At 71.8% G+C, this 24,039-nt stretch carries 27 protein-coding genes, 1 pseudogene and 1 riboswitch; of the genes and pseudogenes, 14 read left to right on the top strand and 14 right to left on the bottom strand.

All coding sequences use genetic code 11. From position 1 onward, the window contains the following. Positions 1–71: 71 nt before the first annotated feature. Genes AW272_RS25620 through AW272_RS25630 form a run of 3 tightly spaced genes read left to right on the top strand, consistent with a single transcriptional unit; the run spans position 72 to position 5,205 of the window. A complete protein-coding gene (locus AW272_RS25620) occupies positions 72–998 on the top strand; it encodes an NADP-dependent oxidoreductase (protein WP_066370058.1) in 927 nt (308 codons plus the stop codon). Between the two features lie 29 nt (positions 999–1,027). After that, positions 1,028–2,824 carry a WD40 domain-containing protein gene (locus tag AW272_RS25625; protein WP_083958659.1) on the top strand — a complete coding sequence of 599 codons (1,797 nt, stop codon included), beginning with the start codon at positions 1,028–1,030 and terminating at the stop codon, positions 2,822–2,824. A gap of 14 nt (positions 2,825–2,838) precedes the next feature. Further along, entirely contained in the window at positions 2,839–5,205 is a 2,367-nt protein-coding gene (locus AW272_RS25630; RefSeq protein WP_245657721.1) for a Tex family protein, read from the top strand. A 32-nt stretch (positions 5,206–5,237) separates the two neighbouring features. Here the strand turns inward: AW272_RS25630 and AW272_RS25635 are convergent, their stop codons facing one another. Next, complete coding sequence (locus AW272_RS25635; RefSeq protein WP_083958687.1) at positions 5,238–6,230, bottom strand: cytochrome P450 family protein; 993 nt, start codon at positions 6,228–6,230, stop codon at positions 5,238–5,240. A gap of 192 nt (positions 6,231–6,422) precedes the next feature. On the opposite strand from AW272_RS25635, the gene AW272_RS40990 reads away from it, so the two are divergent. Continuing rightward, complete coding sequence (locus tag AW272_RS40990; protein ID WP_169807621.1) at positions 6,423–8,159, top strand: WD40 repeat domain-containing protein; 1,737 nt, start codon at positions 6,423–6,425, stop codon at positions 8,157–8,159. Here the strand turns inward: AW272_RS40990 and AW272_RS25645 are convergent. The 3 genes from AW272_RS25645 to AW272_RS25655 form a co-directional block, all read right to left on the bottom strand. Next, positions 8,138–8,647 (bottom strand): hypothetical protein, encoded by a 510-nt coding sequence (locus AW272_RS25645; protein ID WP_066370068.1) that lies wholly within the window; start codon positions 8,645–8,647, stop codon positions 8,138–8,140. The two genes, AW272_RS40990 and AW272_RS25645, sit on opposite strands and share 22 nt — an antisense overlap. A gap of 274 nt (positions 8,648–8,921) precedes the next feature. Continuing rightward, on the bottom strand, positions 8,922–9,422 hold the full coding sequence (locus AW272_RS25650; protein WP_066370071.1) for an HAD domain-containing protein: 501 nt from the start codon (positions 9,420–9,422) through the stop codon (positions 8,922–8,924). Between the two features lies 1 nt (position 9,423). Continuing rightward, the gene (locus AW272_RS25655) at positions 9,424–9,678 is read right to left on the bottom strand and encodes a helix-turn-helix domain-containing protein (RefSeq protein WP_066370457.1); all 255 of its coding nucleotides are present in this window, start codon (positions 9,676–9,678) and stop codon (positions 9,424–9,426) included. A gap of 65 nt (positions 9,679–9,743) precedes the next feature. Between AW272_RS25655 and map the strand changes: the two genes are divergently transcribed. From map to AW272_RS25675, 4 genes are all read left to right on the top strand, one after another. Beyond that, positions 9,744–10,511 carry a type I methionyl aminopeptidase gene (gene map, locus AW272_RS25660; RefSeq protein ID WP_066370460.1) on the top strand — a complete coding sequence of 256 codons (768 nt, stop codon included), beginning with the start codon at positions 9,744–9,746 and terminating at the stop codon, positions 10,509–10,511. 61 nt (positions 10,512–10,572) lie between these two features. Further along, complete coding sequence (locus tag AW272_RS25665; protein WP_083958688.1) at positions 10,573–11,196, top strand: alpha/beta hydrolase; 624 nt, start codon at positions 10,573–10,575, stop codon at positions 11,194–11,196. Between the two features lie 89 nt (positions 11,197–11,285). Beyond that, complete coding sequence (locus tag AW272_RS25670; RefSeq protein WP_066370078.1) at positions 11,286–11,561, top strand: GlsB/YeaQ/YmgE family stress response membrane protein; 276 nt, start codon at positions 11,286–11,288, stop codon at positions 11,559–11,561. 149 nt (positions 11,562–11,710) lie between these two features. After that, a complete protein-coding gene (locus tag AW272_RS25675; RefSeq protein ID WP_066370081.1) occupies positions 11,711–12,757 on the top strand; it encodes an NAD-dependent epimerase/dehydratase family protein in 1,047 nt (348 codons plus the stop codon). Here the strand turns inward: AW272_RS25675 and AW272_RS25680 are convergent. Further along, a complete protein-coding gene (locus AW272_RS25680) occupies positions 12,735–13,844 on the bottom strand; it encodes a sensor histidine kinase (RefSeq protein ID WP_066370084.1) in 1,110 nt (369 codons plus the stop codon). The two genes, AW272_RS25675 and AW272_RS25680, sit on opposite strands and share 23 nt — an antisense overlap. Further along, positions 13,841–14,527 carry a response regulator transcription factor gene (locus tag AW272_RS25685; protein WP_066370087.1) on the bottom strand — a complete coding sequence of 229 codons (687 nt, stop codon included), beginning with the start codon at positions 14,525–14,527 and terminating at the stop codon, positions 13,841–13,843. The genes AW272_RS25680 and AW272_RS25685 overlap by 4 nt, the downstream gene beginning before the upstream one ends. Before the next feature lie 102 nt (positions 14,528–14,629). Between AW272_RS25685 and AW272_RS25690 the strand changes: the two genes are divergently transcribed. From AW272_RS25690 to AW272_RS45700, 3 genes are read left to right on the top strand one after another with little or no spacing between them, the layout of a single operon-like run. Then, positions 14,630–15,286 (top strand): glycosyltransferase family 2 protein, encoded by a 657-nt coding sequence (locus tag AW272_RS25690; RefSeq protein ID WP_245657722.1) that lies wholly within the window; start codon positions 14,630–14,632, stop codon positions 15,284–15,286. Next, complete coding sequence (locus AW272_RS25695; protein ID WP_066370094.1) at positions 15,283–15,897, top strand: TIGR04282 family arsenosugar biosynthesis glycosyltransferase; 615 nt, start codon at positions 15,283–15,285, stop codon at positions 15,895–15,897. The genes AW272_RS25690 and AW272_RS25695 overlap by 4 nt, the downstream gene beginning before the upstream one ends. Then, positions 15,894–16,529 (top strand): class I SAM-dependent methyltransferase, encoded by a 636-nt coding sequence (locus AW272_RS45700; RefSeq protein ID WP_066370099.1) that lies wholly within the window; start codon positions 15,894–15,896, stop codon positions 16,527–16,529. Before AW272_RS25695 ends, AW272_RS45700 begins: the two co-directional genes overlap by 4 nt. Here the strand turns inward: AW272_RS45700 and AW272_RS25705 are convergent. After that, a complete protein-coding gene (locus AW272_RS25705; protein WP_218011057.1) occupies positions 16,526–16,897 on the bottom strand; it encodes a hypothetical protein in 372 nt (123 codons plus the stop codon). The genes AW272_RS45700 and AW272_RS25705 overlap by 4 nt on opposite strands. Continuing rightward, the gene (locus AW272_RS25710; RefSeq protein ID WP_218011058.1) at positions 16,894–18,003 is read right to left on the bottom strand and encodes a molybdopterin-dependent oxidoreductase; all 1,110 of its coding nucleotides are present in this window, start codon (positions 18,001–18,003) and stop codon (positions 16,894–16,896) included. The genes AW272_RS25705 and AW272_RS25710 overlap by 4 nt, the downstream gene beginning before the upstream one ends. A 114-nt stretch (positions 18,004–18,117) precedes the next feature. On the opposite strand from AW272_RS25710, the gene AW272_RS25715 reads away from it, so the two are divergent. Then, positions 18,118–19,464, top strand: a complete 1,347-nt coding sequence (locus tag AW272_RS25715; protein ID WP_066370111.1) for a glycosyltransferase 87 family protein — start codon at positions 18,118–18,120, stop codon at positions 19,462–19,464. Positions 19,465–19,471: 7 nt separating this feature from the next. Here AW272_RS25715 and AW272_RS25720 read toward each other — a convergent pair whose 3' ends face one another. From AW272_RS25720 to AW272_RS25730, 3 genes are all read right to left on the bottom strand, one after another. After that, entirely contained in the window at positions 19,472–20,839 is a 1,368-nt protein-coding gene (locus tag AW272_RS25720; RefSeq protein ID WP_066370113.1) for a glycosyltransferase family protein, read from the bottom strand. 177 nt (positions 20,840–21,016) lie between these two features. Further along, positions 21,017–21,337 (bottom strand): plasmid stabilization protein, encoded by a 321-nt coding sequence (locus AW272_RS25725; RefSeq protein WP_066370115.1) that lies wholly within the window; start codon positions 21,335–21,337, stop codon positions 21,017–21,019. A 72-nt stretch (positions 21,338–21,409) separates the two neighbouring features. Further along, positions 21,410–21,628, bottom strand: coding sequence for a hypervirulence associated TUDOR domain-containing protein (locus AW272_RS25730; protein ID WP_066370119.1), 219 nt, complete (start codon positions 21,626–21,628; stop codon positions 21,410–21,412). A gap of 121 nt (positions 21,629–21,749) precedes the next feature. On the opposite strand from AW272_RS25730, the pseudogene AW272_RS46090 reads away from it, so the two are divergent. After that, positions 21,750–21,977, top strand: a pseudogene (locus AW272_RS46090) (flavodoxin family protein); the annotation flags it as partial. Between the two features lie 78 nt (positions 21,978–22,055). Here AW272_RS46090 and AW272_RS46095 read toward each other — a convergent pair. Then, positions 22,056–22,289, bottom strand: coding sequence for a DUF2188 domain-containing protein (locus tag AW272_RS46095; protein WP_083958662.1), 234 nt, complete (start codon positions 22,287–22,289; stop codon positions 22,056–22,058). Between AW272_RS46095 and AW272_RS43500 the strand changes: the two genes are divergently transcribed. Further along, on the top strand, positions 22,213–22,374 hold the full coding sequence (locus AW272_RS43500; RefSeq protein ID WP_169807617.1) for a hypothetical protein: 162 nt from the start codon (positions 22,213–22,215) through the stop codon (positions 22,372–22,374). The two genes, AW272_RS46095 and AW272_RS43500, sit on opposite strands and share 77 nt — an antisense overlap. Positions 22,375–22,611: 237 nt before the next feature. On the opposite strand, the gene AW272_RS45255 is transcribed toward AW272_RS43500, so the two are convergent. Next, positions 22,612–23,166, bottom strand: coding sequence for a hemerythrin domain-containing protein (locus AW272_RS45255; protein ID WP_066370120.1), 555 nt, complete (start codon positions 23,164–23,166; stop codon positions 22,612–22,614). A 336-nt stretch (positions 23,167–23,502) separates the two neighbouring features. Beyond that, positions 23,503–23,874, bottom strand: coding sequence for a hypothetical protein (locus AW272_RS25745; RefSeq protein ID WP_066370122.1), 372 nt, complete (start codon positions 23,872–23,874; stop codon positions 23,503–23,505). A gap of 94 nt (positions 23,875–23,968) precedes the next feature. Next, positions 23,969–24,037, bottom strand: a riboswitch (cobalamin riboswitch). Between the last annotated feature and the right edge of the window lie 2 nt (positions 24,038–24,039).

Consider the following 24,039-nt stretch of genomic DNA (forward strand, 5'->3'; position numbering starts at 1 on the left):
TTGATCTTTTGGTTGAAATATCTACTACGATCATCAGCTTCAGGGACCCCCGGACATACGGAGGAGAACCAATGCGCGCGGTGGTCGTCAAGGCGTACGGGGGCCCGGAGGCCCTGCTGACCGTGGAGGTTCCCACCCCCGAGCCGGGGCCGGGGCAGGTCCGGATCACGGTGGAAGCGGCCGCGATCAACCCGGTCGACCTGTTCATCCGCTCGGGCGGCCTCACCTTCCACGGCGCGCCGGCCCGTGAGCAGACCGGCATCGGCTGCGACGTCGCCGGCGTCGTGGAGGCCCTCGGCGAGGACGTCACCGACGTCAAGATCGGCGACCGCGTCATCGCCGCCTCGACCCACAGCGGCTTCAGCCGCGACCTCGGTCCCTACGCCGACCAGGCGATCATCGCCGTCGACGAACTCGCGCCCGCGCCCGCCGAATGGCCCGCCGAGCAGGCGGCCAGCCTGCCGCTGCCGGGCCTGACCGCGTGGCAGTGCCTCGACATCGTCGCCCTGCCCGCGGGCGCGACCCTGCTGGTCACCGGCGCCGCCGGCGGCGTCGGCGCCATGCTGGTGCAGCTGGGCACGCTGCGGGGTCTGACCGTCGTCGCGGTGGCGCGTTCCAGCGACGAGTCCTACGTGCGTGAACTGGGCGCCGGGTACTTCGTCGACGACGTCGCGAAGGTCCGCGAGCTGCTGCCCGAGGGCGTCGACGCGGCCGTCGACCCGGCGAAGCTGGTGCAGGACGCGCACGACGCCGTCCGCGACGGCGGCACGTTCGTCGCCGTGGTCGCCGACGGCGGGCCGGAAGACGGCCGGGGCATCGCGTCCCAGGTCATGTGGGCCCACCCGGCGCGCGAGCAGCTCGACGCGCTGGTCGCCCTCGTCGACGAGGGCAAGCTGAAGGTCCGGGTGGCCGGCACCCTGCCGCTCGACCAGGCCGCCGAGGCGCACGCCCGGATGGCCGAAGGCGGCCTGCGCGGACGGCTCGTTCTCCTGCCGTAGTCCTGACAATCTGGAATGCTTCCGGTCATATGCGCGTAAGAGTCACGCCTTTTGGCGAACCGCTGACCGGCCATTCCGCCCCCGTCGCCGGGGTGGCCATCCATCCCGGCGGCGAACTGATCGCCACCTCCGACGACACGGGCCTCATCCGCTACTCCACGGGCGTGGAGATGAGCGGGTCCCCGTACACGATGACCCTGTCCTTCCACCCCGACGGCCACCTGCTCGCCTCCGGGGGCGAGGACGGCGCCGTCCGCCTCTGGGACCTCGCCGGGTCGCCGGTGGGCGAGCCGCTGAAGGGCCACGACGACGTGGTCACCGCGGTGGCCTTCCACCCCGACGGCCACCTGCTGGCCAGCGCGAGCTGGGACCACTCGATCCGCTTGTGGGATCCGGTGACCAGGATGCCGGTCGGCGACCCGCTGACCGGGCACACCGGCCGGGTGACGGAGCTCGCCTTCCACCCCGCCGGGCACCTGCTGGCCACCGCCGCGAAAGACGGCATGGTCCGCCTCTGGGACGCCGGCACCGCCCAGCCGCTCGGTGATCCCGTCCCCGGCGAGGGCATCGCCTTCCTGGGCGGCCAGCTGGTGATCATCGGTGTCGACCGCCTGGCCAGGGTCGACGGCCAGGTGATCACCCCCGAGCCGGTGTCCTGGCTGGCCGGCTGCGGCGACCTGCTGGCCGCCGCGAGCTGGGACGACTCCATTTCCCTGTACGACCTGAGCGCCACCCCCCTGGCCCAGCTCACCGGCCACACCGGGGTGATCCAGGCGCTGGCCCTCAGCCGCTCGCTGATGGTGAGCGTCGACGACCTCGGCGAGGTGCGGCGCTGGCGGGTCGACGGCCTGCCCGCCGCCGAACCCCCCGACCCCGTCGCGACGCTGCGCCGCTCGCTGGTGACCCTCCAGCACACCCACGCGGTGGCCCGGCGGGTCCGCGACGACCTGCACCGCCGTCTCGAAGAACGCGACGGTCTCGTACGACGCCTCACCGCCCGCGTCGAGGAACTCGAGAACCGGATGACCTCGGCGGTGATCGCCCGCCGGTTGACCGGCCACGACGCGCCCGTCCACGGGGTGGCGTTCCACCCGCGCGGCCACCTGCTCGCCACCGCCGACAAGGCGGTGCGGCTGTGGGACCCGGTCACCCGTGACCAGATCGGCGACCCCCTGCCGGGCGGCCCCGCCGTGGCCTTCCACCCCGGCGGTCACCTGCTGGCGGCCTCCTGCGCCGACCACACGGTCCGGCTGTGGGACCCGGAGACGCGGCGCTTCTTCGGCGAACCGCTGACCGGGCACCTTGCGACGATCACCTCCGTCGCCTTCCACCCGTCGGGCGACACGCTCGCCACCGCGAGCGACGACGGCACGGTCCGCGTGTGGGACACCGTCTCGGGCCGTCAGCTCAGCGAGCAGCCGGGGTTCTTCGCGGTCTTCGCCGGCGAGGACCTCGTCGTCGACGCCCTGGCCGCATGTGGCCACCTCGTGGCGAGCGCCGTCCCGGGAGGCGAGGTCCGGTTGAGGAACCTGCGGACCGGCGCGATCCTCGAACTGATCGGCCACACCGCCGACGTGCGGGCCGTCGCCTTCGATGCGGTCGGTGAGCTCCTGGCCACGGCGGGCGACGACCGTACGGTCAAAATCTGGGACACGATCAGCGGCGCGGAACTGAGCAGCTTCACCGGCCACACCTCCGCCGTCAACGGCGCGGCCTTCCATCCTGACGGCCATCTGCTGGCCACGACGTCCGACGACTGCACGACCCGGCTGTGGCCGACCAGGCTCGGCGGGGACGCGGGTCCGGCAGAATGGGCCGGAGCCTAGGGAGAAGGAAGCTAGTGATCCAGTCGATCAACCAGCGGATCGCCGATGAACTCGGCGTACGTGAACGGCAGGTCGCCTCAGCCGTCGATTTGCTCGACGGCGGCGCGACGGTGCCGTTCATCGCCCGCTACCGCAAGGAAGCGACCGAAATGCTCGACGACGCGCAACTGCGCTCGCTGGAGGAGCGGTTGCGCTACCTGCGGGAGATGGAGGAGCGCCGCACCGCGATCCTGGAGTCGATCAGGACACAGGGCAAGCTCGACGACGCGCTCGAGGCGCAGATCATGGCGGCCGACTCGAAGGCCCGCTTGGAGGACATCTACCTCCCCTACAAGCCGAAGCGCCGCACCAAGGCGACGATCGCCCGCGAGGCCGGTCTCGAACCGCTGGCCGACAAGCTGCTCGGCGACCCTGGTCTGGATCCGGTCACCGTGGCGGCCGAGTTCATCGGTGAGAACGTCGCCGACGCCGCGGCGGCCCTGGAGGGCGCCCGCGCGATCCTGATCGAGCGCTTCGGCGAAGACGCCGACCTGATCGGCACCCTCCGCGAGTCGATGTGGACGCGGGGGCGGCTCATGTCGTCCGTCCGCGAGGGGAAAGAGGAGGCCGGGGCCAAGTTCTCCGACTACTTCTCCTTCGCCGAGCCGTTCAGCAAACTCCCCTCCCACCGCATCCTGGCGATGTTCCGGGGCGAGAAGGAGGAGATGCTCTCCCTCACGCTGGAGCCGGAGGAGCCCGCCGAGGGCCCCACGACGTTCGAGCAGCGCATCGCGGCCCGGTTCGGGATCTCCGACCAGGGCCGCGCGGGCGACAAGTGGCTCAATGACACCGTGCGGTGGGCGTGGCGGACCCGCATCCTGGTCCACCTGGGCATCGACCTGCGGATGCGCCTGTGGCAGGCGGCCGAGGACGAGGCCGTGCGGGTGTTCGCGGCCAACCTGCGCGACCTGCTGCTCGCCGCGCCCGCCGGAACCCGGTCGACGATGGGTCTCGACCCGGGCCTGCGCACCGGCGTGAAGGTCGCCGTGGTCGACGCCACCGGCAAGGTCGTCGAACACGCCACGATCTACCCCCACGAGCCCAAGCGCCAGTGGGACCAGTCGCTGGCCGTGCTCGCGGCGCTGTGCCAGAAGCACAACGTCGAGCTGGTCTCGATCGGCAACGGCACCGCCTCCCGCGAGACCGACAAGCTGGCCGGTGAACTGGCCGCCCTGGTGCCCGGCGTGACGAAGGTGATGGTCTCCGAGGCGGGCGCGTCGGTCTACTCGGCCTCGGCGTTCGCGTCCCAGGAGCTCCCCGACCTCGACGTGTCGATCCGCGGCGCCGTCTCGATCGCCCGGCGGCTGCAAGACCCGCTGGCCGAGCTGGTCAAGATCGACCCCAAGTCGATCGGCGTCGGGCAATACCAGCACGACCTGGCCGAGCAGAAGCTCTCCAGGTCGCTCGACGCCGTGGTCGAAGACTGCGTGAACGCGGTCGGCGTCGACGTGAACACCGCGTCGGCTCCCCTGCTCACCCGGGTGTCGGGCATCGGCTCGACGCTGGCCGACAACATCGTCCAGCACCGCGACGCCAACGGCCCGTTCCGGTCGCGCACGGCGCTGAAGTCGGTGCCGCGCCTCGGCCCGAAGGCGTTCGAGCAGTGCGCGGGCTTCCTGCGCATCCCCGGCGGCGACGACCCGCTCGACGCCTCCAGCGTCCACCCGGAGTCCTACCCGGTGGTCCGCAAGATCCTGACGACCACCGGCAGCGACCTGCGCACCCTGATCGGGAACACCGCCGCGCTGCGCTCGCTGAAGCCGGCCGAGTTCGTCGACGGCACGTTCGGCCTCCCCACGGTGACCGACATCCTGGGCGAACTGGAGAAGCCCGGCCGCGACCCGCGTCCCGCCTTCAAGACGGCCACCTTCAAGGAGGGCGTCGAGAAGATCTCCGACCTGACGAAGGGCATGCTCCTCGAAGGCGTCGTGACCAACGTGGCGGCCTTCGGCGCGTTCGTCGACGTCGGCGTGCACCAAGACGGGCTGGTCCACGTGTCGGCCATGTCGAACTCGTTCGTCAAGGACCCGCGCGACGTGGTGAAGCCCGGCGACATCGTCCGGGTGAAGGTCCTCGACATCGACATCCCGCGCAAGCGCATCTCGCTGACCCTGCGCCTGGAAGACGAACCCGCCAGGAACGCGCCGGGGCAGGCTCCGCGCCAGGAGCGTGGCGACAGGCAGCCCCGCCAGGACCGCCAGCCCCGGCCCGAGCGCCGAGGCGGCGGCACCGGCGGCGGTGGCGGCGGTGACCGTCGTCAGGCGCCCCCGCCGGCGAACAGCGCGATGGCCGAGGCGCTGCGCAAGGCGGGCCTCACCGACGACGGCCGCAAGAAGCGCTGACAGGCGGCGCATGACCAGGGCGGCCCTGAGCGCTACCAGGCGACGGACAGCGCCTCCAGACCGCGCATGACCGGGGCGGCCCGCCATGGCAGGGCCGCCCTGGGCACCGCGAGGCGCGCGTCGCCGAGCCGGCCGAGCAGGATCGGGAGGGCGATCCGCGCCTCCATGCGGGCCAGGGCGGCGCCGACGCAGAAGTGCCGCCCCCGCCCGAGCGACAGGTGGTCGTTGGGGTCGCGGCCCAGGTCGAGGTCGTCGGCCCGGTCGAACTGGGCCGGGTCGCGGTTGGCCGAGGCGATGTCGAGCAGGGCGACCATGCCGTTCCCGATGAGGTTGACGGTCGTGTCGTGCCCGACCAGCAGCAGGATGTAGGCCGTGCCGAGGAGTTCCTCCTCGCTCAGACCGTCCTCGTCGTCGTGGGCCGCGATCAGCACGCTGAGCAGGTCGGTGTCGCTCACCGGGCCGCGGTCGCGCTTGGCGGCGAGAAGCTCGGTGAGGAAGACGTGCAGCCGGGCCGTCACGTCCCTGCCGCCCGCGAGGCTGTCGATCAGCAACTGCCGCAGCCCCGGCGTCTCCAGGTCGGCGGGCACCCCGAGGACCGTTTTGATCATCCCGAAGGCCAGCGGCCCGGCGAAATCGGCGATGAGATCGCACCTCTCGGGCAGCCGGTCGGCCAGCTCCCGGGCGGTCTTGTCCACCAGCGGTTCCAGCGCCGCCACCCGGGCGGGGGTGAACGCCCGGTTGACCAGCCGCCGCAGCCTGGTGTGGTCAGGCGGATCGCAGTGGACCAGGTTCCGCTGCAACCCCTCGGGCCCCGACACCCGGCCCTCACCCAGCGGGCACTTGCTCAGCCGATCGTCACCCAGCAGCCCCCGGACGTCGTCATACCGGCTGATCTGCCAGACGACGGTCCCCCGCGAGGTGACCTCACGATGCACAGGCGATCGTTCCCGCAACCACGCGTAGTAGGGAAACGGATCGGCGACCCGCGCCGCGACCAGCTCAACCGGAACCTCGCGAACACTCATGGTCATCACTGTTACACGAATTGTGATCATGGTCACGGTACCGGTTTGCGAGGCGGCCGACCGGCCCTGAGCAGTGCGTACACGGCCCTCGACGTGGGCAGAAACGAGCCGCGGAAGCCGGACCAGGAAAACCAGGCCACTGAGACCGGGCCACTCCGCTGCTTTCCGCGGGGGCGGCTAGGCTCCGCGGCCATGGTCACGAAGTCACCGCCCGGCGTTCTGCGGATCGGCGCCACGGCTGGAGTGCTGCGCCAGGACACCTTCGTGGCCTGTCTGGCGATCTCCGCCGACGGGCGCAGGGTGGTCACCGGCGACGAGAAGGGCGTGGTCCGCGTCTTCGACACCGCCATCGGCCGGTGCCGGGAGCACAGGCCCGCCGGACCGGCGCGGAAGCGCGGCCGGGTCCAGGCGCTCGCGGTCTCCGGCGACGGTCGCACGATCGCCGTCCGCTACCCGGACCGCGTCTGGATCCCGGGCAGCGGCACGACGATCCCGGACATCGGCCCGTTCGGGCTCGCCCTGACGGGCCGGACGCTCGTGGGCGCCGGTGTCCGAGGAGTGGCCGTCGCGGACACGGCCGACGGCACGATCCGCGAGATCCTCGCGGGTGGTGGCGCCGCCGCCCGCTGCCTCGCCGTGCGGGGTGACGTGATCGCCGCCGCCTTCCAGGACCGCCGCCTGCGTCTTCTCGACGCCGCGACCGGCGAGGTCCGCGGCGAGGTCACGCTCGACCCCGACGACGATCTCACCTGGTCAGACCTGGCGTTCGCCGCTGACGGCGCCGTTCTGCTCTGTCTCGGACGCACCCTGCTCACCTGGTCGGGCACTCTCCTGCGCCGCGCCTTCGACATCCCGGACGCCGATCCCAACGGCGTGCCCCGCCTGCTCACGCCGATCAACGCGGTCGGCGTCACCACGGCCAGGGACACCACCCTCCTGGTCGACCTGACCTCGGGCGAGGTCCGCCACGAGTTCCCCGGCCGGACCCGGCTCGCGGTCTCCGCCGACGGCACGGCTCTCGCCGCCGCCCACGGGTTCACCGTCGACATGTACGACGGCCACACCCTCACCCGCCGCATTCCCGAGCCGGGCCTGTCCACCGGCGTCAACGCCGTGGCGTTCGAACCAGGCGACGCCGCGCTGTGGACGGGCGACCAGACGTCGGCCCGCCGATGGACGCTGCCAGAAGGACTCCCCGACGTCGCGGTGCCCACGGGAAGAACGGTGCGGCTGACCCCGGACGCGAGCGCCGCGCTGGTCTCCGAGCCGGGCGGCGGCCGGGTGGTGCTCCTGCCATCAGGTCAGCGGCTCGGCGAGCCCCTCGGCGCGATCCACCGGATGCCCGGCCTCTCCCCCGACGGGCGATCGGTGGCCGGCATCGGCGCGGCGGGCGGTGTCCGCCTCTGGGACACCACGACCGGCGATCCCGGCCCTGACCTGCCCGAAGACGCACGCCGCCACCCCTACGCGATGACCTTCTCGCCCTCGGGCAAGCTGGTGGCGGCCGGGCGAGGCGACGGAGTGATCCACGTCTGGACGAAGGACGGCGCGATCATCGCCCGCTTCGTCACGCCGGGTAAGCCCCCACTGAGTCTGGACATCTCCCCGGACGAGTCGATGCTCGCGACCGGAGGGGACGAGCGGACCGTGCGGATATTCGCCCTGCCCGGCGGCGACCTGCGCCGGAACCTGTTGGGACACACCCGCCGCGAGGTCTGGACGGTCGCCTTCTCCCCCGGCTCGACCCTGCTCGCCTCCAGCGACGGCCGGGACGTCCGCCTGTGGGACACCGCCACCGGAGAGTGCGCGAGGGTGATCAGAGTCGGGGCGAACGCGCTGGCCTTCTCCGCCGACGGCCGGCTGCTGGCGGCGGGCGGTGACGGCGCGGCCTGGGTGATCGACCTGGATCAGGTGCCGAACAGGCCGTAGGAGCCGTGGACGACGTTCGACTTCTTCGTCATGCGCTGGTAGCCGGGAGCCTCGAAGATGATCTTCGTGTAGATCTCGTCGCCGATGTCGAGCAGGGGGCCGTTGTCCTCGTCGAGGTACTTCACGCAGAAGAGGGTCAGGTCGGAGACGATGAAGAGTCCGCCGCCGTTCTTGTCCGACACCGCGCTCAAGGTCGCCTTGGGGCCCTTGTACATGCGGTTGTCGTACGCGGGGTCCTCGCCCCAGATCTCGACGCGGGCCGTCGCGCCGTTGTCGACCAGGTACTGCGCCTGGGCGTGGGTCATCCCGACCTTGCCGACGGTGAGGACGCGGCAGTCGTTGCCGGTCTTGAGTTCGGTGATGGTCAGGCGGGCGGTCAGTTTGCCGGGCTCGTCGGCGGCCTGGGCGGGGGCGGCCAATGCCAGGGCCGTCGCGGTGGTGATGCCGAGTGCGGCGGCCAGGTGGGTGATCTTCTTACGCGGGAACATCGGTTCCTCCGGTGCCTTCTCATCGCTGCTACGAAGGTCACCGTCGGACGGCGGTCTTGCAGCGCGCTTGAAGATCGGCGACCGACCCCGGAACTGTCGGGCGCGTACCCTCCCCAGGGCCCTTGACCTGCGGATCTCGCACTTTCCCCGGCGAGCCACTCTGGCCGTCGTTCTTCGGGCCACTGCGCGCGGAGCGTCGCCCACATTCGGCCGGAGCCGGTCGTGTGGCCGGCCAGGCGGAGCCGTAACGGAAGAAAAAGCTCTTCAGGCCCGCTCACGCGGCCGAGGTCAGCCAGTCGCGGGCCTGGCGGAAGTGGGCGTCGCGGATGCCCCGGTTCCCGCCGATGTGGAGGAGCCGGAATCGGTCGACGTTCGGGTGGGCCTCCAGCCACAGCCGGTCGATCCGGCCGAGGCCGTCGTCGAACCACACGAACGGGCGGCGGTTCACGTATTCGGCCACGGAGGGGATCTTCCAGCAGCAGCCGGGGTCCTCCAGTCCTCTGCCCTTGTGGACCTCGATGACCGGCAGTTCGGGCAGGCCGATGATCGGCCCGATGCCGGCGTTGGCGTCGTGCTCCCAGGTGGTCGCCCAGACCAGGTCGGCGCCCGTCTCCCTGGCCAGGGCCAGCAGGCGCGGACCATGGTCGGGGTTGAGCCACAGCGCGAACGCCACTCCGGCGGCCGTGCACGTGTGTGACTGCCACGCCGTCCCCGGCCGCCGGAAAGGGTTGAGCACCCCGTCGACGTCGACGAGGATCAGCGGCCGTTCTTCCATCTCAGGCCGCGCGTTCGGCCGCGGTGATCTCGGCGAGGACGTCGAGGGAGATCCCCAGAGCCGTCGCCAGGGCGGCGATCGTGAAGAACGCCGGGGTCGGGACGCGGCCGGTCTCGATCTTGCGGAGGGTTTCCGGGCTGATGCCGGCGGCGGCGGCGACCTCGATCATGCTGCGGTCGCCCCGGGCCTGGCGGATGACGGTGCCGAGGCGGTGACCGCGTTCGTGGTCGAGTTCGGTGAGTGGTGGTCGGACCATGTACGGGATCATAGCAAGCCGTGATAACAATACCGGTATAAGTATTGGACTCACGGGAGCACACCATGGTTGAGATCAAGACCGCCGCCGAACTGGACGCCATGCGCGAGGCCGGACGGGTGGTCGCCAACGCCCTCGCCGCCGTGAAAGGCGCGATCAAGCCGGGCGTGAAGCTCATCGAACTCGACGAGATCGCCGCCACCGTCATCCGGGAGAGCGGCGCCAAGCCCGCTTTCCTGCACTACCAGCCCGGCTTCGCGCCGACCCCGTTCCCGGCCGTCATCTGCGCGTCGGTCAACGACGTGATCGTCCACGGGATCCCCGACGGCTACCTCCTGCGCCAGGGCGACGTGGTCACCATCGACTGCGGCGCCTACCTGAACGGCTGGGCGGGCGACTCGGCGTTCACGGTCATCGTCGGGCCGGGCCGCCAGGCCGACCTCGACCTCATCGCCACCGCCGAGAAGGCCCTGGCAGCGGGCATCGCCGCCGCCGTCCCGGGAGCCAGGCTGGGCGACATCGGCGCGGCGATCTCCGCCGTCGGGCGGGCCGCCGGTTACGGCATCCCGCAGGACTTCGGCGGCCACGGCATCGGCCGGCACATGCACGAGGATCCGCATGTCGCCAACGAGGCGCGGCGCGGCCGGGGCATGGTCCTCAAGGCGGGGATGACCCTCGCCATCGAGCCGATGTTCATCGCCGGGGGCAAGGACCGCTACCGCACCGCGAAGGACGGCTGGGCGCTGCACACCGTCGACGGCAGCCAGGCCGCCCACGTCGAGCACAGCATCGCGATCACCGACGAGGGCCCCCGGGTGTTGACGCAGGTCTGAGACGGGCGAAAAGGGACCCGTCCGTTCCGGCCACTGCTCCGAATGGGATGTCATGGAGAGCATGCCGTACACGACTGTTCATCCGGCTCAGGGCGCGACGCGACTGGTGGCGGTGGTGCTGCACGGCGGCCGGGAGACCAGCACCGCCCCCACGACGGCCTGGCAGATGTCCGTTCTGCGGATGATGCCGTTCGCCTGGGCGCTGCGGAGCGCGGGGGCCCGGCGGGGACTGGCGGTCTGGCGGGTGCGGTATCGGTTGCGCGGCTGGAACGGCCCGGAGGCCTCGCCCGTGGCGGATGCCGAGCAGGTGCTGGAGCAGGTGCGGCTGGCTTATGGGATCGATGTTCCCGTGGTGATGATCGGGCATTCGATGGGCGGGCGGACGGCGCTGCGGGCCGCCGGGCATCCGAACGTGCGGGGGGTGGCGGCGCTGGCGCCCTGGTTGCCCAAGGGGGAACCGGTGGAGCAGCTTCGGGATCGGCGGCTTCTCCTGGCTCATGGGAGCGATGACCGCACGACCTCGCCTCGTGCGACGCACTACTACGCCGAGCGGGCCAGGGAGATCACGAGGGATGTCCGGGTCGTGGACGTTCCCGGGGAGAACCACGCGCTGCTGCGGAACCCCGGCTACTGGCACGACCTCTCATCGGACTTCGTGCTCTCGTTCCTGCCCGGGGGTGAGTGACCGGCATTGGCGGTGCGGGTGTGGTGTGGACCGGCTTCTGGAGGGCAGACGGGATTTCAGCTTCACCCCATCCTTAAAGGGAGTCCCGCATGACCATCACCGGCATCATCATCGCCATCATCGTCGGCGCCATCATCGGCGCGCTGGGCCGCCTGGTGGTTCCGGGCAAGCAGCACATCCCGATCTGGCTGACCATCGTGGTGGGCATCGTGGCCGCCTTCATCGGCACCTTCCTCGCCAGCGCCCTGGGCGTGTCGTCGACCGGCGGCATCGACTGGATCGAACTGCTGCTCCAGGTCGCCGTCGCCGCGGTCGGCGTCATCCTGGTGGTCAGCCTGTACGACCGGCGCGGCGTCCGCCACTGACGGCGGCTGAACCACTAGTCACGCGAACCCCATCCGGATCCGCCGGGTGGGGTTTTCGCATGCCTGCCCGGATCGGCATCGATGACGAAAGTCTTACGCCGGCCTCCGGGAACCCCGTACCGCCCGGCCGATTCCGTAGCGTCGCCGGCATGCGAGTACTCGTCACAGGTGGAGCCGGGTTCATCGGCTCGCAGGTCGTCGCCGCGCTCACCGCCGCCGGGCACGAACCGGTCGTGTTCGACGCCCTCCTCCCGTCCGTCCATCCCGGCAGGCCGGTGCTCCCGGACGCCGAGTTCGTCTGCGGCGACGTGCGGGACGCGGAAGCGGTGGCCGGGGCGCTGCGGGGGGTCGGCGCGGTCTGTCATCAGGCGGCCATGGTCGGGCTCGGCACGGATTTCGGCGACGCGCCCGGCTATGTCTCCTGCAACGACCTCGGCACCGCCGTGCTGCTGGCCGAGATGGCGCGGGCGGAGGTGAGACGGCTGGTCCAGGCTGGTTCGATGGTCGTGTACGGCGAGGGCCGCTACACCTGCGCCGTCCACGGCGTGGTGCGGCCGGGCCCCCGGGCGGTGGCCGACCTGTCGGCGGGCCGGTTCGAGCCCCGCTGCCCGCGCTGCGGCGCCGGGCTGGCCCCCGGCCTGGTCTCCGAGGACGCCCCCGCCGACCCCCGCAACGTGTACGCCACCACCAAACTCGCCCAGGAGCATCTGGCCGCGTCGTGGGCACGGGCGACCGGCGGCCGGGCGGTGTCGCTGCGCTACCACAACGTCTACGGGCCGGGCATGCCCCGCGACACCCCCTACGCCGGGGTGGCCTCTTTCTTCCGATCGGCGCTGGAGCGCGGCGAGGCTCCCCGGGTGTTCGAGGACGGCGGGCAGCGGCGTGACTTCGTCCACGTCAGGGACGTCGCGCGGGCCAACGCGGCGGCGCTGGACTCTCTGGGCGAAGGCCACACCGCCTACAACGTGGGCAGCGGCGAGCCCCACACCGTCGGCGAGATGGCCACCGCCCTCGCCGCCGCGTTCGGCGGCCCGATGCCGGTCGTCACGGGCGAATACCGGCTGGGCGACGTCCGGCACATCACCGCGGACTCCGCCCGGCTGCGCGAGGAACTGGGCTGGAAGCCCGAGGTGGAGTTCGCCGACGGGGTCGCGGAGTTCGCCTTCGCGCCCCTCAGGTCACCAGCGGGAGGGTGACCTCGAACCGGCAGCCGCCGGGCACGTTGCGCACATCCGCCTGCCCCGCGTGGGCCTCGACGATGCCGCGCACGATCGCCAGCCCGAGCCCCGCTCCGGCGGGCGGGGTGCGGGCGGCGGTGCCGCGCCAGCCGGTGTCGAACACGCGCGGCAGGTCGTCGGCCGGGATGCCGCCGCACGCGTCGGTGACCGCCAGGACCGCGCTGTCGCCGCGACGACCGGCGCTCACCGCGACCGTGCCGTCGGCCGGGGTGTGCCTGATCGCGTTGACCAGCAGGTTGGCCAGCACCCGGGTCATCTCCTTGCCGTCGACCTCGACGGGCACGTGGTCGATGTCCTCGCCGACCAGCCGCACGCCGCGCTCGTCGGCCAGCGGCCCGGCGCCCAGCAGCGCGTCGGCGGCCAGGTCGCGCAGCGACATCCGGCTCGGCACGGGGGTGAACGCCCCCGCGTGGATGCGCGACAGCTCGAACAGGTCGCCGACCATCGCGGTCAGCCGCTCGACCTCCGCGCGGATCTGGCGGTGGTAGCGGGCGGGGTCGGCGGCGACGCCGTCCTCCAGGGCCTCGGCCATGGCCCGCAGACCGGTGAGCGGGGTGCGCAGGTCGTGGGAGATCCAGGCGACCAGCTCACGCCGCGAGGCCTCCAGCGACCTCTCCCTCTGCCGGGAGGCGGCGAGCTTCTCGCTGGTGGCGGCCAGTTCCCTGGCCAGGTCGGCCAGTTCTGCGGTCGCAGGGGCGGCCGGGACGGCGAAGTCGCCGTCGTCGCCGAAGTCACGGGCGGCCCTGGCCAGGTCGCGGCTGCGGGCCACCACCCACCGGCCCAGCACCAGCGCGGTCGCCAGTGACACCGCGGCGGCCATCGCGACCACCAGCGTCACCACCCACAGGTCGTGGGGTGACAGGAACATCGCCCACGCCACCGAGAGGGTCCCGGCGAGCATGGCGGTGACCGCGACGACCGCCACCACGATCAGCGAGACGGCCACCGAGCGACGCCGCAGGGACACCAGCACGCCCGCGCCCGCCAGCCCGGCGACGACCGCCCCGCCGAGCGCGAACAGCGCGATGAGCACAACATCCTTCATTCCGGCTCTCCCGGGTCGAATCGGTAGCCGACGCCCCACACGGTGTGGATGAGCCGGGGCTGCGCGGGATCGTCCTCGATCTTGCCGCGCAGCCGTCTGACGTGGACGGTCACCGTCGACAGGTCGCCGAAGTCCCAGCCCCACACGTCCCGCATCAGCTCCTCACGGGTGTGCGCCCGATAGGGGTGGGCCAGGAAATGGGCCAGCAGATCGAACTCGCGCAGCGTCAACGTGAGCTCGGCGCCGTCCTTGGCGGCGCGGTGGGTCTCCGGGTCGACGGTCAGCCCGGCGACGCCCAAGGGCCCGCGCGCGACCGGGACGGCCGCCCGGCTGCGCCGCAGTACCGACTCGACCCGCAGGACCAGCTCACGGGGGCTGAAGGGCTTGGTGACGTAGTCGTCGGCGCCCACCTCCAGGCCGGCGATGCGGTCGTCCTCCTCGCCCCGGGCGGTCAGCATGATCACCGGGACGGGGCTCGCCGCGCGCAGGCGGCGGCAGACCTCCAGGCCGTCGAGGCCGGGCAGCATGAGATCGAGCACGACCAGGTCGGGCCCGCCGACGATGGCGCGGTGGAGCCCCGTGGGGCCGTCGGCGGCGTGGTCGACGCTGTGACCGGCGCGCACCAGGTAGTCGGCGACGACGCCTGCGACGGTCGGGTCGTCCTCGACGACCAGGATCCTCATGAGCCCAGCCTGGCACCCGCAACCATGCAAAACGGACGGCGTCCGCGTTTCGTAAGGACTCCTCCCCCAGATTCCGGTCCGGTTGTTCCTACGGTGGCGAGTGTGATCGAACCAACAGTGGACGTCGTGCTGCCCTGCCTGAACGAGGTCGAGGCCCTGCCGTGGGTGCTGGAGCGGATCCCGCCCGGCTGGCGGGCCCTGGTCGTGGACAACGGGTCGACCGACGGGTCGGCCGAACTCGCCCGTTCCCTCGGGGCCACCGTGGTGCCCGAGGCCCGGCGCGGGTTCGGGGCGGCCTGTCACGCCGGGCTCGTGGCGGCCACGGCGGAGATCGTCTGTTTCTGTGACTGCGACGCGTCGCTCGATCCCGGGCTGCTGACGGGGTTCGTACAGAAGATCGGAGAAGGCGACGACCTGGTGCTGGGACGGCGGCGCCCGCAGTCGCGCGGGGTGTGGCCCGCGCACGCGCGGGCCGGGAACTGGGCGCTGTCGCATCTGGTCAGGCGGCGGACCGGACTGCGGCTGAGGGACCTCGGTCCGCTCCGGGCGGCCCGGCGGGAGGACCTGCTCAAGCTCGGTCTCACCGATCGGCGCAGCGGGTATCCGCTGGAGATGGTGGTGCGGGCCGCCGACGAGGGCTGGCGGATCCGCGAGGTCGACGTCCCCTACCTGCCCCGCAGCGGTAAATCCAAGGTCACCGGGACCTGGCGGGGAACGTTCCAGGCGGTCCGGGACATGCGCGGGGTGCTGGCCCGATGACGACCCTGCTCGTGATCGCCAAAGAGCCCGTGCCCGGACGGGTCAAGACCCGGCTGACCCCGCCGTTCACCCCGTCGGAGGCGGCGGCGCTCGCCGAGGCGTCCCTGGCCGACACCCTCGCGGTCGCCATGGCGACCCCGGCCGACCGGCACGTCCTGGTGCTGGACGGCTCTCCCGGCCCGTGGACGCCGCCGGGCCTGGAGATCCTTCCGCAGTGCGGCGGCGGACTGGACGAGCGGCTGGCCGCCGCCTTCGCCTCCTGCCGCGGACCGGCCCTGCTGATCGGCATGGACACCCCGCAGGTCACGCCCGGCCTGCTCGCACCCGCCCTGGATTTCGGCGCGTACGACGCCTGGTTCGGCCCCGCCGACGACGGCGGGTTCTGGGCCCTCGGCCTGAGGGATCCCGACCCGGCGCTGCTGCTCGGCGTGCCGATGTCGGTCCCCGAGACGGGTGCGGCGCAACGGGCCCGGCTGCGGCATCTGCGGGTCGGCGAGTTGCCGGGGCTGCGCGACGTCGACACGGCCCGCGACGCCGAGGCGGTGGCCGCCAAGGCGCCCTGGACCCGGTTCGCCGCAGCGCACCTGGCGATGTCGGCGGCGCTGCGATGACCTGGCACGACGACCCCTACGCCGTCGCCCTGCGAGCCGGGCGCGGCCCGTTGTTCCTGCGTCGCGCCGACGGGCGGCGGTTCCCGCTCGACGTCGAACGCTGGTGCGCGGGAACCGACGCCGCCGATCAGTCGGTGCTGGCCCGGTGCCACGGCACGGTCCTGGACGTCGGCTGCGGGCCCGGCCGCCTGGTCGCCGCCCTCGCTGAGCGGGGCCATCGCACGCTCGGCGTCGACATCAGCCCGGCGGCCGTCGCCGGGACCCGGCGGCGAGGCGGGATGGCCCTGTGCCGTTCGGTGTTCGAGCCGCTCCCGGGCACGGGCCGCTGGACCACGGCCCTGCTCATCGACGGGAACATCGGCATCGGCGGCGACCCGGTGGCGCTGCTGCGGCGCATGGCCGAACTGACCGTCCGGGACGGCCGGTTGATAGCCGAGGCCGACCCCGCCGAGGTGGACGAACGTCATCTCGTGTGTCTCGACGACGGCAGCGGCGGGCTGGGCGCGCCGTTCCCGTGGGCCAGGGCCGGCGTGACGGCGCTCGTCCGGCACGCCGGCACGGCGGGCTGGTCTCCCGCCGACGAGTGGTCGGTGGCGGGTCGCCGGTTCGTGGAACTGGTGCGGCCGGTCTAGCGGCGGCGGCGGATCAGCATCAGCGCGACCGCCGCCACCGCCACGACCCCCAGACAGATCAGCAGGTTGCGGCCGTAGGGCTGGGCCAGCACCGTCGGGTTCGGCGAGGGGCCGGGGCGCAGCAGCACGGGCAGCGTGACCAGGACCAGCGCTCCCATGGAGATCAGCGCCCCGCGCACCACCGCCCGGTCGGGCAGCCGCGCCACCAGCAGGCCGACGAGCAGCACGAGCGGCCCGATGATCGCGTCGTGCAGGGCGACGGCCCCGCCGAACCCGACGACGACCCCCCACAGGCCCGGCAGCGGCAGCAGGAAGACCAGTCCCACGGCGATCAGGGCCACACCGGCCGCGCCCAGGGTGATTCTCACCGGACCTCCAGCTTGGACACCCATTTGGTCTGCAGGACACCCGGCCGGTTCGGGGCGATGACGCGCGCCGGGTAGCCGTGGTCGAGCGAGAGCACCTCGTCGTTGAGCTTGAGCGCGAGCAGGGTCTGCGGGTCGTCGGCGTACTGGGCGGGCATCTCGGTGACCCGGTAGTAGCCCCACACCTCCAGCGAGGTCACCCGCAGCGCGGCGCCCGGTGGCGCGCCCGCGCGGGCCAGCAGGTCGCGGATCGGCACGCCGCTCCACCAGGCGTTCACACTCCACCCTTCGACGCAGGCGATCGGGAGGCGTACCCGCTGTTGCGGGAGGGCGTTCAGTTCGGCCAGCGTGATCCGGTACGGCCTCGGTCCCGCCACCTCCAGCGCCCAGCCCTCGGCCGAGGCGTAGGTGACCTGCGCGGCGACGGCCGTGCGGTTGATCGGCACCCCCTGGGTCGCGATGTCGGGGTTGCGGGGCGCGAGCAGGGTGAAGGCGCGCAGTGGCGTGAACGACTGCCCGACCGTCGTCAGCGTGACCGCCCCCACCGCCGCGCCGACCCCCGCGAGCAGCGCCCGGCGGTCGGCCGCGTCCACGTCGGAGGTCTTCTTCCGCCAGTGCGCCCTGATCAGCGGCGCCTTCACCGCCAGGTGCAGCAGCAGCGCACCCGCGACGATCCAGCCGACCGCGTAGTGGGTCTGGGTGAAGGAGAACGGCCACGGATACCACTGCAGGATGTTGATCAGCCCGGTGAACAGCTCGAACACCGTCGCCGCCACGAGCAGCGCGATCGTCAGCCGCTCGACGAGATGAGGGAGCGACCGGAAGGGCGGCCAGGCGAACAGCCGGGGGTAGACCGTCCACAGCTTGGCCATGACGAGCACGATCGCCGCCAGCCCCGACGCGACGTGCAGCCCCTGGGTCAGCCGGTAGCCCCAGACGGGCCGGGTCGGCAGCAGCCCGGTCATCCAGCCCGGTGGATGCTGGAGCACGTGGCTGATCAGCCCGGTCAGGAAGCAGACGGCGATGGCCGTCCCCAGCCAGCGGCCGATCGCCACAGCGGTCCTGGGATCGTGCAACCGGCCCCTGAACTGCGGAAGCGTGGGTCTCATGGGTCCCATGCAATCGCGCCGGAGGCCCGTTCGGGGGGAGGCGGCACCTTACGAAATCCGGACGTCGGGCCAGCCTGCGAGCTTCTCCGGCAGGCGCGCTGAGAGTCTGACCCGGTGAGACTCACCATCGTCCTGCTGTCGGGCCTGGTCACCGCGCTGGCCGTCGCGATCACCCGCGCCGGGCAGCTCGCCGACCCGGCGGGCCTGATCGGTTGGTACGCCCTGTGCTGGGTTCTGTTCGCGGCGGCGGCGTGGTCGCTGCGCCGGGTCCCCGCCCGGCGGGCGGCGGCGCTGGTGCTCGTGGGTGGCCTCGCCGTGGGCGCGACCGGTCTGCTGGACGTGCCCCGGACCAGTACCGACTCCTACCGGTACGCCTGGGACGGCCGCGTCCAGGCCGCGGGGATCTCCCCCTATGACCATCCTCCGGCCGACCGCGCGCTGGCCGTTCTGCGCGACGAGTGGCTGTTCCCCGACGGCCCGATCTGCTCTCAGACCTACCTGTCGTGGCTGCCGGAAGGCGGCTGCACCCGCATCAACCGGCCGAGGGTGCCGACGATCTACCCGCCGGTGTCGGAGGCGTACTTCCTGGCCGTGCACGCGCTCTCCCCCGGCGGCGCCCGCCACAAGCCCCTGCAGGTCGGCGGCCTGCTGCTCGCCCTGGCGACGACGCTGCTGCTGGTGCGGGTGGCGGGGGCACGCGGCGCGAGCCTGTGGGCGTGGTGCCCGGCCGTGCCGGTCGAGGCGGTCAACAACGCCCACGCCGACATGCTCGCCGTCCTGCTGGCGGTCGCCGGGATCGCGGTGGTGGCCCGGCACCGCACCGCCGGGGGCGCGCTGCTGGGCGCGGCCGTCGCCGCGAAGTTCCTCCCCGCGCTGCTGCTGCCCGGGGCCCTTTCCCGGGTACGCCGCCCGCGCGACGCCCTGGCCGTCCTCGTCCCGGCCGGGCTGGTGGTGGCAGTCGCCTACCTGCCCTATCTGCTGGCGTCGCAGGCGTCGGTGTTCGGCTACCTGACCGGATACACGGCCGAAGAGGGTTACCAGAGCGGCGCCGACGGCCGCTACGCCCTGGTCCGATGGCTGCTGCCCGATGCCTGGGCGCTGCCGGTCGTCGTGGTGGTGATGGGATGCGTGGTGACGTACACGATCATCAAGGGCGACCCGGAGCGGCCCTGGAGCGGCGCGCTGACCGTGACCGGGACGGCGTTCCTGCTGCTCACGCCCGGCTACTCCTGGTATGCCTTGCTGCTCGTCGCCCTGGTCGCCCTCGACGGCCGCTGGGAGTGGCTCGGTGTGGCGGCGGCCGGGGCGGTGGCCTATGTCACCGGCGCGGGAACGGTCGCGTACGCGCTGGCCGCCGTCGTGGTCGTCGTGTGTGGTCTGCGGGCCCGCCATGACCTGCACACGCCGGTGGATCCACGCCGCGCTGAGAGGCCTGACGGCGCTCGCATCCGCCATGAGTGAACCCTGTTCAAGGACTCGCGCCGAATCGTGCCCGCCACGGTCCGGGCAGGTCCTGCCGTTTCCAGTCGTCGGTGTAGGCAGGGGGCCTGACGTCCCGGTGGGTCACGATGACGTCGTGGCCGCGTTCCCGGAATGACTGGACGCGCGGGGGCATGGTGTCGTCGAACCGCTGGGCGATGGCCTGCGACTCGCAGCCCAGCAGGTAGCCGAGCTGGGCGCCGCCCTGCCCGTAGATCACGCACGGCCCCTCGATCCGGGGCCTGAGCTTTTCGGCGGCGGCGGTCATGACCTCGCGTTCGGTGCGGGCATCGGCCGACATGGTTACGGCGACGACGCCCTGGAGGATCAGGTGAGCCGCCACACCGGCCGCGAACGGCAGGCGGGCCAGCCGCGCGGCAGTCGCGATGGGGAGCGCCAGCAGGGCGTACACCGGGAGCAGGAAGCGAGGGGCAGCGTAGTCGACGTAGAAGAAGTACGGCAGCGCCATCGCCACGGCCGTCGCGGTCGCCAGCGCGAGCGGGCGGAACCACGGGGTGTGCCGGGCCGCCCACAGGCCCGCGCCCGCGGCCAGCGGGATCGCGATCCACCAGATGACCAAGAGGGGGGACACGCCGCCGCACTCGACCCCGAAGCGGCACAACGCCGGCCCGTCGAGGGCGCGGGCCTGCTCGCCCAGGGTGCTGGTCAGCCCGGTGTCGTTGTGCTCCCCGGCCGTCCCGAGGCGTTCGGTCACCCCGCCGAACCGCACGACCGCCTCGGCCATCCACTGGCCCCAGCCGATCGCCAGCCCCACGGCCAGCGCCGCCAGCTCCCGGAACCGCCGCTGCCACAGGGCGTAGGCGGCCAGCGGCACCGCCAGCACCAGCGCGTCGGTCGGCCGCATGAGCGAGACGAGCACCATGGAGGCGCCCAGGCCCAGCGGGCTCCCGGTCAGCAGGAAACCGATGGCGGCGACCGCGCCCAGCGCGACGTAGAGGTTGGGCATCGCCTGGTTGCCGTAGAAGAGGGACAACCAGCATCCGGCCAGCAACAGGGCGGCCAGCGGCACCACCCAGTGGTTCCTGACCCGCAGCCAGACGGCGAACGCGCCGAACAGGGCGGCGGAGGAGACCAGGGTCAGCCAGATCCGCAGCACGACCACGCTGTCGGTGATCGCCACGATCGGCGCGACCAGCAGCGGCACCCCCTGGGCGCGCGGCGCGGAGTAGAGGGCGGGCGGCGCGTGGGCGGCGTACTGGGAGGCGTAGACGGCCTCGTCCCAGCCGATCCCCATGCCGAGAGTGGGGATGAGGAGCTGGGCGGCGAGATAGAGCAACGCGACCCCCGCGAGCAGGACCCCAGGGGTGGTGGCGAGCTCTCGCCGGACGATGACCATGGCGCCCTCCCGATACCGCCGAAAAGGGCTCCCCTGACCTCCAGGCAACCGGACACACCTGGCCGTCAGGACAATCTTCGTCGGGCCGTTTCTCGACGCACGTCGCCACGCTGGTCGTGGCACTGGCCGGTGGAGCGCCGGCCGCGCTGGGATTCGCTTGGGGAAAACGGGCCCGAACTAGCTGACCGCCTTCTCCAGCTGCGCCTTCGTCATCTTCGACCGGCCCTTGACGTTCTTCCGCTTGGCCTCCGCGTACAACTGATCGCGGGTACGCCCACCGGCGCCGGAGTGCGATCGCAGCCCACCACGGCGTGAGGAGGAGATGTCCTCGATCGAGGTGCGGCTCGCGGTCTGGGACTCGCCCGCTCTGGCCCGCTCCTTGTTCACGGTCCGGGCGGCGATCTCGGTGGCCCGTTCGTCGCTCTCCCCGCGCTGCTTCACGCTGTCCTTGATGTGCTCGTACTGCCGCTCCCGCTTGGGACTGGATCCTCTGGGCATCTCCTGGCTCCTCTCCGTGACCTGGATTCCCCTGCCCCTTCTCACGGCAGGTAGGCAACGCCGAAGTCTCCCTCACCCGTCGTCATCGAGGGCCTCCGGTTTGTGTACGGCGGTCCGGCCGGTCTTGTCGCTGCGCACCTGGTACTGCGGCTCCTCGGGCGAGGCGTCGACCTGGCGGCCCGAATCCTCCGTGCGCTTGGTGATCTTCTTCTCGACCTTGCCGTGAACGGTCTGACCGTGGCTCTTCCATGTGACTTCGTCGCCTTTGGACGGTTTGTCCTTTCTGGTCATAGTGCTGCCGTACCCCGTTTGGTGATCCTGATCCGGGTAGCAGATCCTCCGTAACCGAAGACCAGGCCCGCATCCGGCCGAACGCCGGATGTGGGCCTTCGCATGACCCACGGAGATCCACGTGAAGGCACTCGTCATCAACTGCACGCTCAAGCTGTCACCGGCGCCCTCGAACACCGAGGCCCTGGCCGATGTCGTCAGCGCCGAGATGCGCCGCAGAGGTGTCGAGGTCGAGACGGTCCGGGCGGTCGACCTCAACCTCCTGCCCGGCGTCGAGACCGACATGGGGCCGGGCGACGACTGGCCCGCCGTCCACGACAAGCTCCTGAACTCCGAGATCCTGATCATCGTGACCCCGACGTCGGCTACACCGTCCCCGGCCGGGAGCCCTCGCCGCACGACCGATGGGCGCGCCCCCGGCGTGAGCTCACGCGTCCGTGCCGGCTTCGCCGTGGGGGCGCCGACGGGTTGCGACTCGAGTGACCGCGCTGCCGCAGGTAGAGACCGGATCAGCCTGCCGGAGGGTGAGGGTCGTCGCCGGGGCGATCGTGCGCTGGTCGCGCACCTTGCCATCAGTGCCGTGGATGCGTAGTTCACCGCCGCCGTCGGCGGTGAGGATCTCGGTCGCGCGCCGGATCGCCTCTTCCTGGGTGGCGCACAACGCGCCGGCCCGGCTGCCGCCCGGCTTCCTGTCTCACCACATCGCGGGAATGGGCCTGAGCTCGACATTCGACCGGTTCCGCTAACCGGACTCAAGCGCCCTCCATGCGGCGAGCAACTCGGTGTGGAGTGCGGCGGGGGCGTCCTCGGCGATGTGGTGATCACTGTCGATGCCCTTGACCGCCAGGTCGCCCGGATGTCCGGATAGATCAGAGGCAGGTCGCTGCGCGTCCCCCAACCGTGGACGAGAAGGACGGCCGGGCCCGAGGTCGTGTCGGCCAGTTCGATGTGTTCGAGGGTGAAGTCGTCGAACATGGGTCAGGTCACTTGTCGAGAGCGGCGACCAGTTCGTCCTTGGTCATCGAGCTGTAGCCCTCGACGCCCTTCTCCTTGGCCTGCTCCACCAACTCTTCCCTGGTGCGGCCCTTCGGCTTGGGCGGCCTGGCCAGCTCCTCGGCTTTGGCCTGGCTGAAGTTGCGGCCCATCTTGATCAGCTTGTCGGCGGGGATGGCCTTGGCCATGGCGGGGAGGATGTCGCTCTCCTCCTCCTCGACGTGGTGCTTGACCGCCTTCACCAGCTGCTCCAGCGCGGTGGCGAACTCCGGCCGGTCCGGGTCGGTCGCCATGAGCGCGGCCAGCAGCTCCTCGGCCTCGTGGTGCTCCTCGACCCCGTGGTGCACCTCGCCGCGCTCGCTCGGGGCGGCCTTGGCCAGCTCGGAGTAGACCTTGGTCTCCTCGGCACGGGCGTGCGCGACGAACTTGGCAGCCAGCTCCGCGACCAGCGCGGGACGGTTCTCCGGCTCCCGCTTGAGCTTCTCGAAGATCATTTCGACATCACGGTGGTCGGCCATGATCAGATCGATGACGTTCAGCGACATGTCTCTCCCCAAGAGCGAGTGCGGTCCAGTGCAGCCGCCTCTACCCGCCGCCACCTCACGAAACGCGAAGGACCCGGCCAGTTCACACCACCGGTTCCCAGACGGTGAAGGGTCAGCTCGTGACGCGGCCCCCCGGTGCGGAGGGTCATCTGGGGCACGCCCGTCTCCGGGTGGAGCGCCACCTCGGCGTGGACCCGGTCGAGCGCCAGCGGAAAGCCCTCAGCCGTGGTCCGGGGGGATGGCGCCTCTTGCGCCGATGTGCCGCCGCAGGCGGCTAGCACACCGCTGACCAGCAAGGCGAGCAGCTCGCAACAACGACAAGATCGTGATAGTGCGTCAGGCGTTCTCAGACAGCGCCTGTCCTTCGGCCGGTTTCGGGAGACGGCGAGGCGGGGTGAACCGGTGCAGTTCGAGGATCGGCGGCAACGGGACCATGCCGGGGCCGCCGGCGCGGATCCATTCGGCGACGTCGGCGGTCGCGTTCTCGTCGTTGACGAAGGCGAGCCACACCGGGCGGCCGCCAGCCTTGCGGCCTTCCGGGGTCGGCTGGACGACGATGACGTTGGCCTGGTCACACACATCGAGGCAGTCGGTCACGCGGACCTCGGCGACTTCGGCCAGAAGTCGAATCTGCTTGTCGTGGTCGAGGTGGGGCACCTTCCGGAGGCTGCCGCAGCAGCAGTCCCGGCAGACGGTGATCCTTTTCACGCGCTCACTCGAGGTAAGACGTGCTGCGGAGCAGGCATCGACGCCCGTCCTCTCTCGGGGAGATCCGCCCCGGCTGGTGAGGAGGCGACCGCGTGAGTCTCTGGCTCTCGGCTGGACGCCGATCACAGTGGCGGGACCGCGCCGGATTCACACCGGTTTCCTCGT

The sequence above is a fragment of the Herbidospora mongoliensis genome (assembly GCF_001570545.1).
In the GTDB taxonomy this organism is placed as follows: domain Bacteria; phylum Actinomycetota; class Actinomycetes; order Streptosporangiales; family Streptosporangiaceae; genus Herbidospora; species Herbidospora mongoliensis.

Excerpts from the sequence above, each read along its gene's own strand:
- AW272_RS25620 (WP_066370058.1), top strand. The coding sequence starts at position 72 with ATGCGCGCGGTGGTCGTCAAGGCGTACGGGGGCCCGGAGGCCCTGCTG.
- AW272_RS25625 (WP_083958659.1), top strand. The coding sequence starts at position 1,028 with ATGCGCGTAAGAGTCACGCCTTTTGGCGAACCGCTGACCGGCCATTCC.
- AW272_RS25635 (WP_083958687.1), bottom strand. The coding sequence starts at position 6,230 with ATGAGTGTTCGCGAGGTTCCGGTTGAGCTGGTCGCGGCGCGGGTCGCC.
- AW272_RS40990 (WP_169807621.1), top strand. The coding sequence starts at position 6,423 with ATGGTCACGAAGTCACCGCCCGGCGTTCTGCGGATCGGCGCCACGGCT.
- AW272_RS25645 (WP_066370068.1), bottom strand. The coding sequence starts at position 8,647 with ATGTTCCCGCGTAAGAAGATCACCCACCTGGCCGCCGCACTCGGCATC.
- AW272_RS25650 (WP_066370071.1), bottom strand. The coding sequence starts at position 9,422 with ATGGAAGAACGGCCGCTGATCCTCGTCGACGTCGACGGGGTGCTCAAC.
- AW272_RS25655 (WP_066370457.1), bottom strand. The coding sequence starts at position 9,678 with ATGGTCCGACCACCACTCACCGAACTCGACCACGAACGCGGTCACCGC.
- map (WP_066370460.1), top strand. The coding sequence starts at position 9,744 with ATGGTTGAGATCAAGACCGCCGCCGAACTGGACGCCATGCGCGAGGCC.
- AW272_RS25665 (WP_083958688.1), top strand. The coding sequence starts at position 10,573 with ATGCCGTACACGACTGTTCATCCGGCTCAGGGCGCGACGCGACTGGTG.
- AW272_RS25670 (WP_066370078.1), top strand. The coding sequence starts at position 11,286 with ATGACCATCACCGGCATCATCATCGCCATCATCGTCGGCGCCATCATC.
- AW272_RS25675 (WP_066370081.1), top strand. The coding sequence starts at position 11,711 with ATGCGAGTACTCGTCACAGGTGGAGCCGGGTTCATCGGCTCGCAGGTC.
- AW272_RS25680 (WP_066370084.1), bottom strand. The coding sequence starts at position 13,844 with ATGAAGGATGTTGTGCTCATCGCGCTGTTCGCGCTCGGCGGGGCGGTC.
- AW272_RS25685 (WP_066370087.1), bottom strand. The coding sequence starts at position 14,527 with ATGAGGATCCTGGTCGTCGAGGACGACCCGACCGTCGCAGGCGTCGTC.
- AW272_RS25695 (WP_066370094.1), top strand. The coding sequence starts at position 15,283 with ATGACGACCCTGCTCGTGATCGCCAAAGAGCCCGTGCCCGGACGGGTC.
- AW272_RS45700 (WP_066370099.1), top strand. The coding sequence starts at position 15,894 with ATGACCTGGCACGACGACCCCTACGCCGTCGCCCTGCGAGCCGGGCGC.
- AW272_RS25710 (WP_218011058.1), bottom strand. The coding sequence starts at position 18,003 with ATGAGACCCACGCTTCCGCAGTTCAGGGGCCGGTTGCACGATCCCAGG.
- AW272_RS25720 (WP_066370113.1), bottom strand. The coding sequence starts at position 20,839 with ATGGTCATCGTCCGGCGAGAGCTCGCCACCACCCCTGGGGTCCTGCTC.
- AW272_RS25725 (WP_066370115.1), bottom strand. The coding sequence starts at position 21,337 with ATGCCCAGAGGATCCAGTCCCAAGCGGGAGCGGCAGTACGAGCACATC.
- AW272_RS25730 (WP_066370119.1), bottom strand. The coding sequence starts at position 21,628 with ATGACCAGAAAGGACAAACCGTCCAAAGGCGACGAAGTCACATGGAAG.
- AW272_RS43500 (WP_169807617.1), top strand. The coding sequence starts at position 22,213 with ATGCGTAGTTCACCGCCGCCGTCGGCGGTGAGGATCTCGGTCGCGCGC.
- AW272_RS45255 (WP_066370120.1), bottom strand. The coding sequence starts at position 23,166 with ATGTCGCTGAACGTCATCGATCTGATCATGGCCGACCACCGTGATGTC.